The following is a 16,899-nucleotide window of genomic DNA, read 5'->3' as shown; positions in this document are numbered from 1 at the left end:
TCCACACGATTAGCTGTTGAATTTTTCGGCATATTTCAAATCGGATTCATTAGGTTCTGCCTTTTTCTCTACAATATTTCCACTTTCATCATACTTTATATAAGTCATCTCTCGACCAGCAACACATTCAGATTCATACTTTTTATTTCCATTTTCAAAAAACTCAACTTGATAGCCGTCGGCTGCATTTTTACTCATATGACCTATTTTCTTAACATTTCCATTTGAATAGAATTCAACATACTTACCTTGTTTAACCCCTTGTTCAACATAGAAATAACTCTCAATATTCCCATTTTCATATATATCATATGCTAATCCCGTAAACAGCTCTTCTTTACCACCCTCGGTAATTTCCACTATTGCTAGTTCGTAAGGGCCTCCATATTCTAAACATTCTTCAAACTCAGTGCCATTCTCTAAAATAAAATCTTTTTTCAATATATCATTTAACATTTTTAGGAACCTCCGTGATAATTTTAGATCCATCTGTAAGATAAGCACAATGAGGACACCTTGGAAACATCATTCCAGCCGGTTTCACTCTACTCTGACCTGTCCTAACAACATTCAAAATAAAATTATCCAAACTAGCACCTGGATTAGCCTTTAAGGCCTTATTCAAGGCGATCACTTCTGCATGTGACCCCGCACCTTTTGTAAATGTATATGAATCTATAACCTCTTTTGGCATTCTATCATATTTGGCATTTATTAAGGGATGGAAATCTGGTAACTTTCCATCATAATCATTTATTGCATACGAATATTTTCCAGTCTGCTTATCATAAACTCCAGCAAAGGCAGGACCCATTTTCTTCTTGCTAATGCCAGTTTCTTTTAATTTATTTAGTTCTTTCACCGTTTCTCCGCGTAAATTAATTCTTTCATTTAATTCTTTTGAATCGATCTTTCCATATTTATTTCTCAAATAATCAATTCGACTTTTCGTGTTCTCTTTAACCCCCATCTTCCCATGAAACCCTTTCACCCCGAACGGCAAAAGCATCCCCAGAGCCGCGTTCATACTTGCTTCCTGCTGTTCTTTTGAGATCTTGTTTCCAAACATGTCTCGGCCTGTGATTGCTTCGCTGAAGCCGTTGGTGGCGGTTAGGCCATATAAACCTTTTTGAGATGTTTTCAGGGCGTCAAAGGATTTTTGTGATGTCTTGTAAATGTCGACTGCTCTTACTGCGGCTGATGTGGCTTGGGTGGTTTTATAGACAGCCTTTCCGCCTTTGAAAATGCGGCCTGCCCAGCCGACGATTGGGATGTAGCCTGCTGCTGCCATGCCGCCTGCCGCGACTCGCTGACCTGCGGTGAGTTCCTCGCCCGTGATTGGATCAACGCCTGTTGCGGCACGTTTTGCATCGTTCACGCCGGTCAGTTCATTCACGATGTTTCCGCCATAATCGAGTGCTTTTTCATACCAAGGGCGGTTGGCGAGGGCTTCTTGTTCCTTTGCAATCTTTCGGGCTTCTTCTTGTTCTTTTTTGATTTTCAGATATTCAGAAGTTTGCTTTTCAATATCGCTTTTTGCCTTGTAGATTTCGCTATTTTGATACGCTTTCTTGTCAAAATTCATAGGCGAAATCGCTTTTCCGTCATTTGTCGCATTCATCATTTCAGCGTACAATGCCATTGTAGCTTGCTGCTCCGTTTCTGACAAAGCATATTCATCTTTTAAATTTTGATCAAGCTCTCTCAGTTCTTTGACCGTCTTTTTTCGTTCATCTTCCGCATCTTCTATTTTCTCATCAAAGGTTTGACTATCAAATACTTCTAGAGAAATGAGATCATCAATGTCTTGAAAAATCGTTTTGAGTGCCTTTTTTTGATCCTTTACAATGCTTTTGGCATTCTTGATGCCCATATGTACTGCGTTGTCTAAAAAGTGTTCTTCTACAAAGGTATCGCCGCCAAAGCTCGTATCATCAAGTGTCCCAGAAACACCGTCATGAAAGGCTTTTTGCTTATCAATGAAGCTGATAAACATGTCTACATTTCCGGAGAGCTCTTTATAAAAGCTTTTAATGTTATCGGCACCTTTCCCAGTGAAGTCGTCACCAAGATTGGCAACACCTTGTAATGCCTTTTTTAAATCTACCATTTGTTCACGGAGTTCCTGATAGTGTTTTGCTCTTGTGTCCATGGCACTTGTTAGTGCTTTTGCATCAAGTATCTTACCCAGAAGAAGTCACTCCCTCCATTATTGATCATAAAGTCTATTTTACCTTTCTCAGCGAATTGGAAAAATAGGCTTTAAGTTACAAAAATAATGTCCATATATTTATAGAGGAAATAAAACAAGTGATAATTGAAATGTTTTTCCTTTCATCACAAAAAAGTCAGTCCTCTTTTGAGAGGACCGACTACATTTTGTTTAGAAAAAGCGTTTTAAACTTTTCTTGAGTGGAGGGATATCCAGCTCGCCTTTTTCAAAGAATTTTTTCAGTAAGTACTTACTAAAACCGGCTGCTTGTGTGTACGTAATTTTTCCAGGTAACGGCGGTTCATTGGTGACAGCAACATCAATAATGACAGGTTTATCTGATTGAAGAGCTGTATCAAAGGCTGGAGCTAGTTCTTCATGTGATGATACGGAGATTCCTTTGCCGCCACATGCTTCTGCAAACTTAGCAAAATCAATATCTTCTAGCTCTATACCATAATTGATGTTTCCTTTTACTTGTTGTTCATATTCAATCATTCCAAGATTGTTGTTGTTTAAAATCACCACAACGATTGGCAGTTTATATTTGACCGCTGTCACAAAGTCTTGCATAACCATTGTGAAGCCACCATCGCCACAGACAGCAATCGCTTGGCGATTCGGTTCATTTAACTTAGCAGAGATAGCACCAGGCAAACCACAGCCCATTGTGGCAAGCCAGCTGGAGATGATGAAATCCTGCTGTTTCATTTCAAAATGGCGTGCCATCCATACGGTTACATTCCCTACATCAACAGAAAGAATGGCGTCGTCTTCGACTGCTTCTTCTAATCTAGCAATGACTTGCTGAGGTTTAAGCGGTGATGTGGCAACGGATTTTTCCTTATCCATTTCTTCTCGCCATTTCATCATATGCTCAGTACAAGCTTCAAGGAAACCACGCTGCTCTTTATATTCAATGTAGGAGGTCAGTTCATGCAAACCACTCTTGCTGTCACTCACGATTCCTACGTCTACCGGATATCTTTTACCGATTTGATCTGGTTTAATATCCAGTTGAATGGCAGGTGTGTCCTCTGGTAAGTAGTCTCTATATGGAAAGGAAGTTCCAAGCATAATTAAGAGATCACACTCTTCCATCGCTTCATATGCTGGCTTCGTTCCGATTTGACCTAGGTTTCCTAAAAAATATGGGTGCCTGTCTGGCACAACACCTTTTGCAGGAAGTGTGATGACAATAGGCGCAGCAGCCTTTTCTGCAAATGAAAGAAGCTCTTCTTTTGCATTTCGTAATCCTTTACCTGCTAATATGACTGGCTTCTTCGCATTGTTAATTAGCTGTGCTGCCTTTAGCAGTTGATCTTTCTTTGGCCGTACTTCTCCCTCAACATAAAGAGGAGATGTATAAACAGGCTTACGCTTAATTTTTTGAGAAAATAAGTCATCCGATACGGTGAGAACTGCCACACCTTTGTGAGTATAAGCTGCTTTAATGGCTTGATTCAATAAATCAGGCAGAGCTTCTGCTGTTTGTACCTGTTGATTAAAGACAGCAACGTCGTCAAACATCCGCTCTAATTTGATTTCTTGAAAGGCGTCTCTCCCTACTTCAGTTGACGCAACCTGCCCTGCAATTGCTAAAACGGGTGCGCCATCTGCTTTTGCATCGTATAGTCCATTTAATAAGTGGACAGCACCCGGTCCAGCGATGGATAAGCAGACACCGAGCTTACCTGTTAGTTTGGCATCAGCCGCCGCTGAAAGTGCCGCCACTTCTTCATGTCTCGTTTGTATAAATTGTATTTGGCTTGATTCATGCCTAAGCTCTTCAATCAATTCGTTTATGCTGTCGCCGGGCATTCCATAAATATGTTTTACGCCCCACTCTTCCAGTAGCGCTGTTACTTCTTTTCCTGCGGTTCTTTGCGGCATGTGAGAAAACTCCTTTTTTCTTACTCCATACCACCGCACCCTTTTGATCAAACGTTTCAACTTGCTGCTACTTTTTAAAATGATATGGAAGGGTGGCAACCACTATATCCCGCTTCCATAACAGACGGAATCTTAATAAGAAGGCAGATTGGTTATGCAAGATCGTGTGCCATCTTTTTTTCGGGATAAATTGAGGTACGAGCACCATCACTTTATATTGATGCGCATTTGCTTTTGCCTCAACCGTTTCAAGGAATTTATCGAGCGGATGAATAAGGCTTCGATAAGACGAATGCAGCATCACAAGCCGCACACCGCTGTTCAGTTTTTCCCAATCCGCTTCAATTTTCTTATCTTTTTCTTTATCAAAGGATACATGAACTGCTATGACTTGCTCTGATAAGGATTTTGCATATTGAACAGATTGCTCAACAACACGCGTTACACCGGCAATTGGCACAATGACCACATTTCCTTTAATCTCAACAGGCTCTGTTTCATTCATTAAACGCAGTTGTTCTCCGACAGACAGGTAATGCTTTTTAATGGAATGAAAAATTAATAAGACAATTGGCATGAAAACAAATACTGGCCATACAAGATGGAACTTGGTCAAAATAAGAATCATGAGAACCGTGAAGGAAATCAGTGCTCCGACTATATTGATAGGCATTTTCGTTTTCCAGCCCTGCGGTTTTTCACGAATCCATTTCACACACATACCGGTCTGTGACAAGGTAAATGGAATAAATACACCGACAGCATATAGCGGGATAAGGTGTTCCGTTTTCCCATCAAACAACCAAATGAGCAGCATGGAAGCTACACCTAAGAAGATAATGCCATTAGAGTAACCGAGACGATCCCCTCTTACTGTAAACATACGCGGCATATATTTATCCTTTGCTAAGTTGACCGCCAATAAAGGAAAGGCGGAAAAGCCGGTGTTTGCCGCTAATATCAAAATTAAAGCTGTGACAGCCTGAATGACATAATAGAAAAATGTACGTCCAAATGTATCTGATGCAATTTGTGATACAACCGTTTCTTCTGGCTTTGGTGATATGCCAAAACCAAACGCAAGCAACGTCACGCCAACAAATAATACAGCTAGTAAACCACCCATCATCAATAATGTTCTCGCTGCATTTTGTGCAGCTGGTTTTTTAAAGGATGGAATGGTATTTGAAATGGCTTCAACCCCAGTCAGTGCAGAACAGCCAGACGAAAATGCTTTTAATAAAAGAAATAATGTAATGCCAGGTACGTGTGTACCTATTGCAGTATGCTCAGGTGCTGGAGGAACGCCTCCTGTTAATAATTTAAAGCCCCCGACTCCAATTAATATAAGGAGTGATATGACAAACAAGTATACGGGATAAGCCAAAATAGATGCTGATTCTGTCAATCCACGAAGGTTGAGCACCATAATCAAGATGACCAATACAATTGAAATCAGCACATGATATGGATATAGTGCCGGAAAAGCTGATGTGATGGCATCAGTACCCGCTGATATGCTCACTGCTACAGTCAAAATATAATCTACAAGCAATGATCCCCCAGCGACCAGTCCTGGCTTTTCACCTAAGTTTCGGCTAGAGACGACATAGGCCCCGCCGCCTTCTGGATAAGCATAAATAATCTGGCGGTAAGATAGAATTAACGCCATTAAAAGAATTAATACACAACCTGCAATCGGGAGTGAGTACCAAAATGCTGCTGCACTAACGACTGAAAGAACAATCAAGATTTGTTCTGTACCGTATGCAACAGATGACAATGCGTCTGATGACAATAATGCCAACGCTTTGATTTTTGATAGTTTTTGTTCTCCTGCTGCCTGTGATTTTAATGGTTTCCCAATTAAAATACGCTTCATCAAACTGTACATGTGATGCCCGCTCCTTTAGTGTCAAACGATTTAAGTTACAAAAGATGGATCGCCAAAAAGACACAGAGGCAATAGAATGCCCCTGCGTCTATTGTTTAGATCACAGGTTGGTCTTTGCTCTCTTTAACGCTTACGAGGTTAGCTGACGGATTCGGGCGCATGAGACTTTGCCCTACCTAAAAAGGATTCACCCCACGTGGTGTCCTGCACCACTAATGGTTCCCCCGCTCATCGAAATGATTCAGCGATTGGTCTTTTATAAAAGAGATCATACTCCCGTTTGACACCAAAGTAAAGACATTTTTTCAAGGTCTTTTGATCGTTTATCTATCAGTCTTTTTGCGGTTTTTTCGTACGAAATAAATAATCATTCCGACCACAAAAATAATTAGCACAGCGATACATGCAAAATAAATCCAAGAATCACCGACGCCTTGCTTTTCACCTTTTTTGAGATCATTTGTTGTGCTGCTGACCGTTTGATGATTAGAGAACATGTCTTTGTTTTTGCTCTCGATGGCAACTGTTGCCGTTTCCGTATTTGTTTGCAGGAAATGAAGCACTTCATGTGAAAGATCAGCGTCAGCTGCTTTCATTCCTGAAAAGACGGTCATTGTTTGTTCTTTATTCCATACAGATGGCTGCGTCCATACAATACGAGCAGTCGTTTCGTTGATCATATCAAAGGAGGATACATCATACTGATCCTTTGTCACTGGAACGATGAGATCGTCTGCTTTTTCTTTTAAAAGAGAGAACGTTTGAATGCCCCCGATGAAAATAAGAGAGTGATTTTTCAATTGATCATTTGTCACATTTGAAGCTTTGATCAATTGATATTGAGCAGCTTCCGGCTGACTAAATGATTCTGTCAGCATCGCCATTTGATTGATCGTTTCTTGCTTGATTTGATTTGGCATGATGATCAATGTTTTTCCTTGCTGTGTTTTTGATGTGAAAGGAAGCGGCCATGCAGCTAAATCCGGTGTATCACTAGCTGTCCCTTCTGGTATTTGAAGAGAGCTATTCTTATCAATGTAAATCCAGCTTTCTTCATCCGTATGTCTGCAGGACTCCATGTTTTTAAAGCCTGTAGTGACAAATTGCAAATCAATATATTCATTCTTTTGGAGCACTTGTGAATCTACTGGAATTGACACATGATAGAATCCATTCTCATCTTTGTTTCCTAGTTTTGTTAACGGTACATCGTGTGGTTCATTATTAATCATGACTGTTAAGCGTTCCGCTTTGTTCGCTGTATCAGTTTTTTTAAATGATAGATTTAACTTTGCACCAGATTTTTGATTAGCGATCAATGCTTTCGGATAATAGTAATGATCCGATGCCGTCTTTTTGGTTCCAACCGTTACATCATCACCACCAAAATCTTTTAAACGAATTTGATGAGATGGTTTTGATGCTTTAGCAGTAACCTTTTGAAGCAGCAAATCTGTCCCAGTGAGCTGATCGGTCAGTTCTGGTTGAGTCAGGACATTGATTTTTTCAGCAATTGTCTTTGGCTGTTCAGCAGTGACAAATAAAATGGGCTGTTCTTTTTTCTTCCCAGTCAGTGTTCTCACTACTAACGTAAGCTGGTTGCTTGCTGTTTTCATTTTCGCAGCTTGCTCGATCGATTTCACTCGTCCCTCCCAATTTCCTTTCGCTCCAACAGCAATCGTTGGATGCGCGATTTGCTTGAGGTCCTTTTCTTGGACGATTTTGAGGTCTGCTTGGCGGTCTTTGTTTTTCAACGTACGGTATACTTTCACAGCCGCTTCTAATTCAGCTGCTTCCGGTGAATTTGGAATCACAATATCTGTTTGTTCTTTCTGATCACCTGTTTGAATGAAAGGTGAAGGGAAGCTGTCTAACGTCACGTCTGTCGTTTGAGTTCCTTTGAAATCCAGCTCACTTTCAGGATATACTTTCAGCCAATTGGCAGGTGTCTCTTGGTTGATACACACACCTTCTTTTAACACGCCATAAAATGCGAGCTGAATCCGATGAGAACCTTTTTTCAATTGCGATTTGTTCAATTTGATTTGAATCGATTTCTTTTGGTTTTTCCCTGATACGGGAATGGTCTTTTCAATCTCTCCATCAATCATGACTGTGAACGATGATGGCGAAATGAGTAATGGTGATGCCTCTATATTCAATGTAAGGGTGCTAGACTCTACTTTTTCTTTCTCTATTTGATAGGAAAATTCAGTGCGGTCTTCTTGTCCATACAAGGTCACTACATCTTCTGATAATGCTTGCGTTTCTGTTTGACTTCCTTTTGATGAGCGAATCCAGTCATCTTTCACTTGTACTCGATTTGATTGCGCCAGTGCTTGCCCCGCCATGAAAAAAGGCTGAATGGCAAGGGATATCACCAATGTAAAAATCATCCATTTTACCGATTTCAATTTGTCACCCGCTTTTCTTTTGTTGTTGATCGTAACGCTCGGTTTTGTACCATTTTACTTCTTGTTTGAATAAACGGCTCTTTGTCTCTACAAATAAAGAGTACACGACTAGCGCAATCCATACTTGAGAATAAGTGAAGTACATGAGCGCCACAATGAGTATATTTTGTTTGGTGAGCTCTGTTTTCTCAATGCTTAATGTAATCATCACTTCTGTTAGAAAGAGGAAGAAGGCCAATCCCCACAGGATCAGTGCAACAGCTCCTACAGATAAGTGAAGGTCAACAAATAGGTTCACGATAAAGATCCCATTTGAGAGCAGGACACCGAAGAAAAATAAGAAATACGTAAAGAAGAAATAAAACAAATCGAAAATCATTCGTTTTCGTTTCAGCTTCATAAACTGCTTTAAAAATTTGAGTACAACATATTGATTGCCTCGTGCCCAGCGCGTTCTTTGCCGCCACCAGACTTTCCACGTCTCAGGCTCTTGTTCCCAAGTGATCGCTGCCGGGAAAAATCGAATGACATAGCCAAGGTTATAGACACGAATCGTTAATTCGGTGTCCTCAGCCAGCGCATGAACATCCCAGCCACCAAGTTCTTCTAAAATATGGCGGCGGATGGCGAAGTTGGTGCCTGGTATTGTCGCAATGCTAAACCACTTCCATCTTCCGCCCTGCGCCATCCATTGGAAGCAGATGGTCTCAATATTAATAAATTTGGTCAGGAGATTTTTGGCTGCATTAATGACCCTGAATTTCCCGACAACAGCACCTGCCTTAGGGTCGTTCAATAAACCAAGAACCAAGTGATAGACGGCCTTTTGTTCAGGCATGTTATCTGCATCGTATACGCAGATGACTTCTCCTGTTGAAGCCTTTAAGCCTTCATTCAGTGCAGTGGATTTTCCCTTTCCGGCAAATGGCGGCTTTGTTTCAATCATATGGATATGATCATATTGCTCACTGAATGACCGCACGATGTCCCCAGTGCCATCGGAGGAATTGTCATTAATCACAATGATTTCAAGGAGATGTTTAGGGTAGGATAGCTGGACCATTGCTTTTAGCGTTTGCCGGATGACAACTTCTTCATTATGAGCAGGAATCAGAATGCTGACGGTCGGCAGCTCTTTCCCTTGTTTCGTCCATTCAGGCAGCACTTTTTCGTAGGTCAGGTAGTGCTGAAAGCCGCCCTGCATGAGAAACATGTGGTATAGGAGCATGATCCAAATCAATATTAATGAAAGATAAAATAAGACATCAGCCACCTAATTTTCTCTCCTTAAAAATTCGTTTTTTCATTGTCAGTCTTAAATACAATGTGTAAAAAGCAAATGCCGCAATAAACAGCATCACCACGACTGTGAGAATTCGCAGCATATTTTCCATGCCGCTTCGTTTGACTGTTTTGGTTTCTGCTCTATTGGATTGTTCTACTTGAATATGTCCATTCCCTGATGTTTTGATCTGCACATGTGATGTTTGGACCGTCTGTTTTGTTTTCTTTAAATCCAGCCATTCACTAGAAGGAATTGCATCCATCTGCGTCATCAGATTTTGCAGTCCATCTATTCCTGATTCCACATCATAGGACAGCCCGATTGCGGCTGATTGAAGATGCTGGATGGATTGAATCTTTTGCTCTGTTAAAATATTTGAACCTTCTTGGTCAGATGCTGGCTCTACTGATTGCTGAGGATATAAGGTCATGCCGTGAAGCATAGCGGGCTTCGTCACCAGCGGCGGAGCACCGGCTGTTTTCCACGTATGATCCGACAACTGTACCTGTCCAAACAGACTGGACATATGCCTAGATATCACTTCGTAGCCTTGTTGGGATATGGCATCACGCGGTACTTCGAATGCCAGTGGATATAGACCTTGCTGCGCAAGAAGCTCAATGCCCTTTGTGATTTTTTCTTCTGTATAGATGATTTCTTGCTGCTGATTCGATCTCGTATAAGCATCGAAGTCCTTTTCATTCGAAAAATGGCTTTCACTTTGCTTCTTCTCAGCTTTTTTTGGGTCATTTGATGTAATGGACTGATCATTCTTTGCATCCCAGAACTCAAAGTCCTGACCAGAATCCTCCGTTCGGTACGTACGGCTAAATCCATGAAGAATGATGCTGGCTCCATTTCTTTGCAATTGTTTTAACACTTTTACGAGCTGCGGGCGGTCACTCAGTGTCACTTCATCACCTGTTGTTCGATCCACCCATACAGGGGTTACCGCTATCAGAAACGGAATATGCCGAGTGGATACATATTGTCCAAGCTCAAGCAGCTTTTTCTCGTCAGAGACAGGACTGATGTTCCCAAACCTTAAGTACTTTGTGGTCAGCTGATGAGAAGAAGACAGGCGTTTTTCCAGCACTTCTGCAAGCAACTCGTTCTGCTGCACGACATTTAAGATGCCAATATAGTTGGCCCCTTCCTTTGTTTGGATCACAAATGGAAGGTCAGCTTCATGCTTCTTCAATAAAAATTCACTTTGCAATTCGGCCCCTTGAACCGTTAACGCACTGATACTTTTCTCTAGCTGACGGTAAGTTTGATCATCTGTATATTTGATTTGACTCGTATGATCTTGTTTGTGAAAAGTAAGCTTGGAGAATGGGCGAAGCTGTTCCGCATTGTATCCAATGGCTATTACCTTCTGTGCTTCATTCATTATACGAATGGTCTGTTTCGGTAAGGTTCTCTTTATTTCTCCTAGGTAGATGACTTGCTGAAATTCACTGATCTTCTTTTCAGCCAAATATTCATCAGATACAATCGTCGTCTTTGTTGAAAAATGTCCGGCGAGTAGATCCAGCATATGCACTGCTGGTGTCGCTTCCCCCGATTCTGTCGAATAAACGATCAGGGTATCTGACTTGGCAAGTGCGTCGGCTGAAGCCATGTATTTAAAAGAAAGAATCAAAAAAAGAGCAAGCAACAAACAGCATTTCATCAAAGAATTAAAGTTCATTCATCATCATCTCTTTTTCTAGTTCTTCTAAAAATTGCTCTGGCGTACGATAATCCGAACTGCTTGTTAAATGACAGACATGAAAAGTCAGGGTGACTTCACGACCGTTTAACAGCACATGCTTTTGCAATTTATCTTTTAGCTTCTCAAGGACGACAGAGACATTCTCTTCTGGTGTGTGAGTAAGCAGCAAGCCTATTCGTTCTTCGGATAATCGAAATTTCTTATCGGTTTCTCTGACACTTTCGCGAATCTTGATACTTAATTGCTGAAATAGGTGCTGCATTTCTTTTTCTCCATATAACGATTTGAATTCCGCTGCATAATGGATATGAAGAAGGATAAAAACGAATGGCTGTTTGTAACGTTCTGCCCGTTTCATTTCCTCGGATAATTCCAGCTTCATCCGATCTGCATTGTCAAATCCAGTTGTCGAGTCAATCGCCACAAATTGTTTCATCGCCTGCTTTTGTTGTTCAATGGTGTGACGCATCGTCTTGATCCGCTCATGCAAGCTTCCTGCTGAAATCGCGAAAAAAAGAAGGGCTACGCCCCAAACCACCACATCCTGCAATGTACGATTGGAAAAGAAAGGATTTTTGTGGCCAAGCTCTGTAAAGAACATAGCACTTCCTATAAAGAACAACATCAGCAAGGTAAAAATTAATGCTGGTAAGATGCCAAATAAAATCCCGCATCCTAACACGACAAAAGTCAGTGTGATCATCAAAAAGCTCTCTGCATCATGCAAGCCAAGGTAGCTCATAAACAAAATAAGACCTGCAAACGTGAGGAGCAGAGAATAATATAAACGATACGTATTACTGAATAACCGATTCATTAAAAAGCTCCCTTTCTGCAATGAGAGGCAATAAGTTGTCAAATGAGTGTGTGTCTTTTTCGTTCATGTATCCTCCATAATAATCCTTGAGAGGATCTTGAATTTGTAATTCTTTCATGCGGTCATAAACCTCTTTTGCGAATTCCGGTTCGTTTCGTTTAAGAGCATACAAGATGACCAGTGCATATACAGAAGGCGATTCATACGTCACTGATGGCTGCAATGTGCTCAGTTTATATCTACCGTACAGCTTTCCTTCTTTTTTAAAAGTCGTTTTCAGCCATTTCATGATCGCGGACGTACTCACCTTTGCACGATCGGCATGTAGAGCCGTATAGAGTTGATCAATCATATTGATTTCTCGATCAAATGAATAGGCTTTTTTCTTTATATCATAGGATTTAGGAAAGAATCCTTTTTTTCTCGGTGCTTGTTTTAGAATGGTCAATTGGTTACTCGTCATTTGTTTCGTGAATATTTTGAGGGATTCCAATTCTTTGATTGCTTTTGGGTCTAAATATGAGAGTGTGATTGTGTGTGAAGTTCGGTTTGTTGACGCATCATAATAATCGGACAAGATGCCTCTATACATATTCTTGTCTTTTAACGCTTGTGCGATTTCTTTTGCTGTGGTTTGATACGCTGCATTCTTCCATAAACGATCTGCCTTTTGAAGTGCCGCCACTACCCGTAAGTCATCAACTAGAGCATTGGCTTTACTTTTTTGATCAGATTCGATTTGCCAGCTGAGAAGGTGATCATCTAGTAAAAATTCATCTTGCAGGACACCAAATTGTTGGTCAAAAGAATTTTGATCTTTTTTTCGAACAAGATAATCCATCCAAAGTCCAAGCGACTCAGATAAGTAGATGTGCTGCTCTGCTAATGAAGTGCGAATCATGCCTTGATCTGTCATGAGGTGATGAGTGATAAAATATTCTCCAGGCAATACAGGCTGTGGAGATACTGGATCAGCTGATTCCTTCTGCTGTTCCCAGGTACATCCGCCTAATAAAAAAACAATGAGTAAAACAATAGCCGTGCGATGTATGGCTGTAACCATTCGTGTCCCCTTTCAACTCCCGTTCTCTTAGCATCTAACGATTTATTATAGAGTGTTTTTGTTAAAATTTAAATAAATATTTTATACCAAATTACGAGTCTTTTTGCATACATATTCCCATTTTCAGAAAAACCATATGCCGATATACTTGATTACACAGAAAAACCCATGCATTTCAGCATGGGTTTATACACTACTATTGATCTAATTTTAATTTCTTTAATTGCTCAGCCAGTGCGTTATTGATTGGCTCTTCCACTTTCTTTTGTTTCTTCATATATTTTGACACATCGTGCTTACTGGCTTTCTTTTGATTGGATTGTGATTTGCGTTTTTCGAAAACAGACAGTTTTTCTCTATGGCCGCACACACAAGCAAAGATTTTGCCATCACCTTCTCCGCGCAGCTCGAGCTTTTTATGACAGTTCGGGCAGCGTGCGTTTGTTTTCTTCGCTACATTTTTACGGTGGCCGCATTCTCGGTCTTGGCACACGAGCATTGTGCCATGTTTTCCGTTCACTTTCAGCATAAGTTTTCCGCAGTCAGGACAATGGGTGCCAGTGACATTGTCATGCTTAAAGGTTTGGTTCGTTTGTTTGATTTCAGATACGGCTTGTTTTGCATAGGACTTCATTTCACTCATGAATTGAGAAGCCTTCAGCTGTCCTTTTGCGATTTTAGAAAGCTTTTGTTCCCATTCCGCTGTTAACGCAGGTGACTTTAAGTCTTCAGGCACTAAGGAAAGCAGCTGTTTCCCTTTCGATGTGATGAAAATGTCTTTGCCTTTTTTCTCGATTAAGAAGCTGTTGAACAGTTTTTCAATGATATCGGCTCTTGTGGCCACTGTTCCTAGTCCGCCTGTTTCACCGAGGGTTTTCACTAAGTCCTTTTCCTGATTTTGCATAAATGCCGCTGGGTTCTCCATAGCAGATAGCAGAGTTGCTTCATTAAAACGGGCAGGAGGTTTCGTTTCTCCATTTGTTTCTTTCAGCTGGCGTACTTCAAGTGACTGCCCTTCTAAGAGCAGCGGCAGATGCTGATCTACTTCGCCTGATTCCTCGTCTTCATAGGAATCATCATACACGGCTTTCCAGCCGGCTGATTGTACGGTTTTTCCTTTTGCCGTGAACGTTTCACTGCCTATCTTGGCAATCACCGTTGTTTCCTCGTATTCAAAAGGATTCATGAGTACAGCAAGGAATCGTTTGGCAATAAGATCATATAATTTACGCTCTTTATCACTTAGTGCACCAGGATACAGCTCTTCCTCGGTTGGAATGATCGCATGGTGATCTGACACTTTTGCATCGTTGACGAAGCCTTTGTGCGCTTTCACGCCTGATTGTAAAATGCGGTTCACATGCTGTGCGTACGGTCTGACGTTCATTCCTTTTAAACGATCTTTTAATGTAGGAACGATATCCGCTGAAATAAATCGTGAATCTGTACGCGGATATGTCACAAGCTTATGCTGCTCATACAATCGCTGAAGCGTAGACAAGGTTTCTTTTGCTGAGAAGCCGTAGCGTTTATGTGCATCACGCTGCAATTCAGTCAGGTCATACAGCCCTGGAGCAAAAGCTTTTTTCGCTGTTTTTTTCAATGCATCGATCACTGCTGGTTTTCCTTTGCAGCCTGCCAAACGCTCTTTTATGACATTCTCTTGGAATGTGCGGTTTTGCTTTGTTTTGGCATCCTGCCATGTCAACGTAAGCCCATCTACTTGTGCAGTCATTCCATAGAACGGCTTCGGCTGGAATTGCTGAATGTCTTCTTCTCGTTTGGCGATCATGGCAATCGTTGGTGTTTGTACCCGTCCACAGGAAAGCTGTGCATTGAACTTGGTCGTCAGCGCTCTTGTTGCGTTGATCCCTACAATCCAGTCTGCCTCTGCACGTGCAACCGCCGAGCGATACAGATTATCATATTCTCTGCCATCTTTTAATCGTTTGAAGCCTTCTTGGATGGCTTTGTCCGTAACAGATGAGATCCATAGTCGTTTCAGTGGCTTTTTCACATGCGCTTTTTCAAGAATCCATCTTGCGACTAGCTCCCCTTCACGTCCAGCATCTGTTGCGATGACAATATCTTTTACATCTTTTCTTGCAAGCTGCGCTTTCACTGCTTGGAATTGCTTTCCTGTCTTTTTCATGACGACAAGCTTGAGCGGCTCTGGAATGATCGGTAAATCCTCTAAACGCCAGGATTGAAATTCTTTTCCGTAGCCTTCTGGATCAGCCAGTGTGACCAAATGGCCAAGCGCCCACGTCACAATGTATTGGTCTCCTTCTAAAAAACCATTTCCTTTTTTATGACACTTCAGTACACGTGCTAAGTCACGTCCTACTGAAGGTTTCTCTGCTAATACAACTGTTTTTGACACTAGATTTCACATCTCTTTCTTCTATCCATCCTTTTATTATAGCAGACGTGGAGATGCTGTTCTAATGACGGATTATTTCTTCAATCGCTTGATGATTTCGTTGGTGATTTCTTGTGTTTGATAGGCTCCGCCGATGTCTGCTGTTAAAAAGCCGTCTGCTGTGACTGACTCGATGATTTCGAGGAGGTGTGTGCCCAGTTCTTCTTCTCCGAAATGATCAAGCATGAGTTTAGCCGTCCAAATTTGACCGATTGGGTTGGCAATCCCTTTTCCTGCAATGTCTGGGGCTGATCCGTGTACAGGCTCAAACATGGACGGATATTTGCCATTCACATTGATGTTGGCAGCAGGCGCTACGCCAATACTTCCCATAATGGCGGCTCCAAGATCAGTCAAAATATCGCCAAATAAATTACTGGCGACAATCACATCAAATTTCTCAGGTCTTGTCACAAAGAAGGCTGAGAGTGCATCAATGTGCTGTGAGTCTGCTGTCACCTCTGGATAATCCTTTGCTACGTCTTGAAACACTTCATCCCAAAATGGCATTGTATGAACGATTCCATTCGATTTGGTTGCACTTGTCACATGCTTTCTTCTCTTTTTTGCTAATTGAAAGGCAAAACGCATGGCTCGCTCTGTCCCTTTTCTGGAGAAAACAGCATTTTGAATGGCAAGCTGATCTTCTCCTTGATAGATACGGCCCCCAATTTCACTATATTCACCTTCACCGTTTTCTCTTACAACAAGAAGATCGAAATCCTTTGGCTGAGCAAGCGGTGAGCGAATTCCGCTCAGCTGTTTTGCAGGTCTAACGTTGATCACCTGCTCAAATTCACGTCTAATTTTAATGAGCAATCCCCAAAGTGATACATGATCCGGCACTAAATTGGCATCTCCGACGGCCCCTAAGAAAATGCTGTCAAAGGCTTTTAGTTGTTCCAATCCATCCTTTGGCATCATTTCGCCATGCTCTAAATAATATTCACAGCTCCACGGAAAATCCTGAAAGGTGAAAGACAGACCGCCATGCACCTCTGATATCGCTTTCAAAACTCGGATGGCTTCAGGCACAACTTCCTTTCCAACTCCGTCTCCTGGTATCGCTGCAATTGAAACATGCTTCATTGATTTTTCCCCCTTTGTCATCGGTCGACCGTCGACCGTTTAATTTGAGTTTACTAAAGAGTGCCTGTTCTTACAATGGACAAAAGACGCTTT

General features: G+C 41.4%; 11 protein-coding genes and 1 riboswitch. All 11 genes read right to left on the bottom strand.

The genetic code is table 11. The features are described from left to right. Nucleotides 1–9: 9 nt before the first annotated feature. Entirely contained in the window at nt 10–456 is a 447-nt protein-coding gene (locus AC3WTB_RS14430) for a toxin-antitoxin system YwqK family antitoxin (protein WP_492333895.1), read from the bottom strand. Beyond that, nucleotides 446–2,152, bottom strand: a complete 1,707-nt coding sequence (locus AC3WTB_RS14425; protein WP_492333894.1) for a T7SS effector LXG polymorphic toxin — start codon at nt 2,150–2,152, stop codon at nt 446–448. Before AC3WTB_RS14425 ends, AC3WTB_RS14430 begins: the two co-directional genes overlap by 11 nt. 231 nt (nt 2,153–2,383) lie before the next feature. Next, nucleotides 2,384–4,105 carry a pyruvate oxidase gene (locus AC3WTB_RS14420; RefSeq protein ID WP_144491742.1) on the bottom strand — a complete coding sequence of 574 codons (1,722 nt, stop codon included), beginning with the start codon at nt 4,103–4,105 and terminating at the stop codon, nt 2,384–2,386. Nucleotides 4,106–4,172: 67 nt separating this feature from the next. Next, nucleotides 4,173–5,999, bottom strand: a complete 1,827-nt coding sequence (locus AC3WTB_RS14415; RefSeq protein WP_492333893.1) for an APC family permease — start codon at nt 5,997–5,999, stop codon at nt 4,173–4,175. 112 nt (nt 6,000–6,111) lie between these two features. After that, nucleotides 6,112–6,256: riboswitch (cyclic di-AMP (ydaO/yuaA leader) on the bottom strand. Nucleotides 6,257–6,322: 66 nt separating this feature from the next. Then, nucleotides 6,323–8,413 (bottom strand): cellulose biosynthesis cyclic di-GMP-binding regulatory protein BcsB, encoded by a 2,091-nt coding sequence (locus AC3WTB_RS14410; RefSeq protein ID WP_492333892.1) that lies wholly within the window; start codon nt 8,411–8,413, stop codon nt 6,323–6,325. Nucleotides 8,414–8,417: 4 nt separating this feature from the next. Continuing rightward, nucleotides 8,418–9,641 carry a glycosyltransferase family 2 protein gene (locus AC3WTB_RS14405; RefSeq protein WP_376765047.1) on the bottom strand — a complete coding sequence of 408 codons (1,224 nt, stop codon included), beginning with the start codon at nt 9,639–9,641 and terminating at the stop codon, nt 8,418–8,420. 37 nt (nt 9,642–9,678) lie between these two features. Continuing rightward, nucleotides 9,679–11,391, bottom strand: a complete 1,713-nt coding sequence (locus AC3WTB_RS14400; protein WP_492333891.1) for a DUF2334 domain-containing protein — start codon at nt 11,389–11,391, stop codon at nt 9,679–9,681. Further along, complete coding sequence (locus AC3WTB_RS14395) at nt 11,381–12,232, bottom strand: GGDEF domain-containing protein (RefSeq protein ID WP_492333890.1); 852 nt, start codon at nt 12,230–12,232, stop codon at nt 11,381–11,383. Before AC3WTB_RS14395 ends, AC3WTB_RS14400 begins: the two co-directional genes overlap by 11 nt. Beyond that, the gene (locus tag AC3WTB_RS14390) at nt 12,213–13,295 is read right to left on the bottom strand and encodes a glycosyl hydrolase family 8 (protein WP_058837358.1); all 1,083 of its coding nucleotides are present in this window, start codon (nt 13,293–13,295) and stop codon (nt 12,213–12,215) included. Before AC3WTB_RS14390 ends, AC3WTB_RS14395 begins: the two co-directional genes overlap by 20 nt. A 196-nt stretch (nt 13,296–13,491) precedes the next feature. After that, nucleotides 13,492–15,678 (bottom strand): DNA topoisomerase III, encoded by a 2,187-nt coding sequence (locus AC3WTB_RS14385; protein ID WP_492333889.1) that lies wholly within the window; start codon nt 15,676–15,678, stop codon nt 13,492–13,494. 72 nt (nt 15,679–15,750) lie between these two features. Continuing rightward, nucleotides 15,751–16,806 (bottom strand): tartrate dehydrogenase, encoded by a 1,056-nt coding sequence (locus AC3WTB_RS14380; protein WP_041089156.1) that lies wholly within the window; start codon nt 16,804–16,806, stop codon nt 15,751–15,753. Nucleotides 16,807–16,899: the final 93 nt, after the last annotated feature.

It is taken from the genome of Bacillus sp. EB106-04-04-XG123, from assembly GCF_058791855.1.
This window is presented reverse-complemented; position numbering and strand designations above follow the sequence as displayed.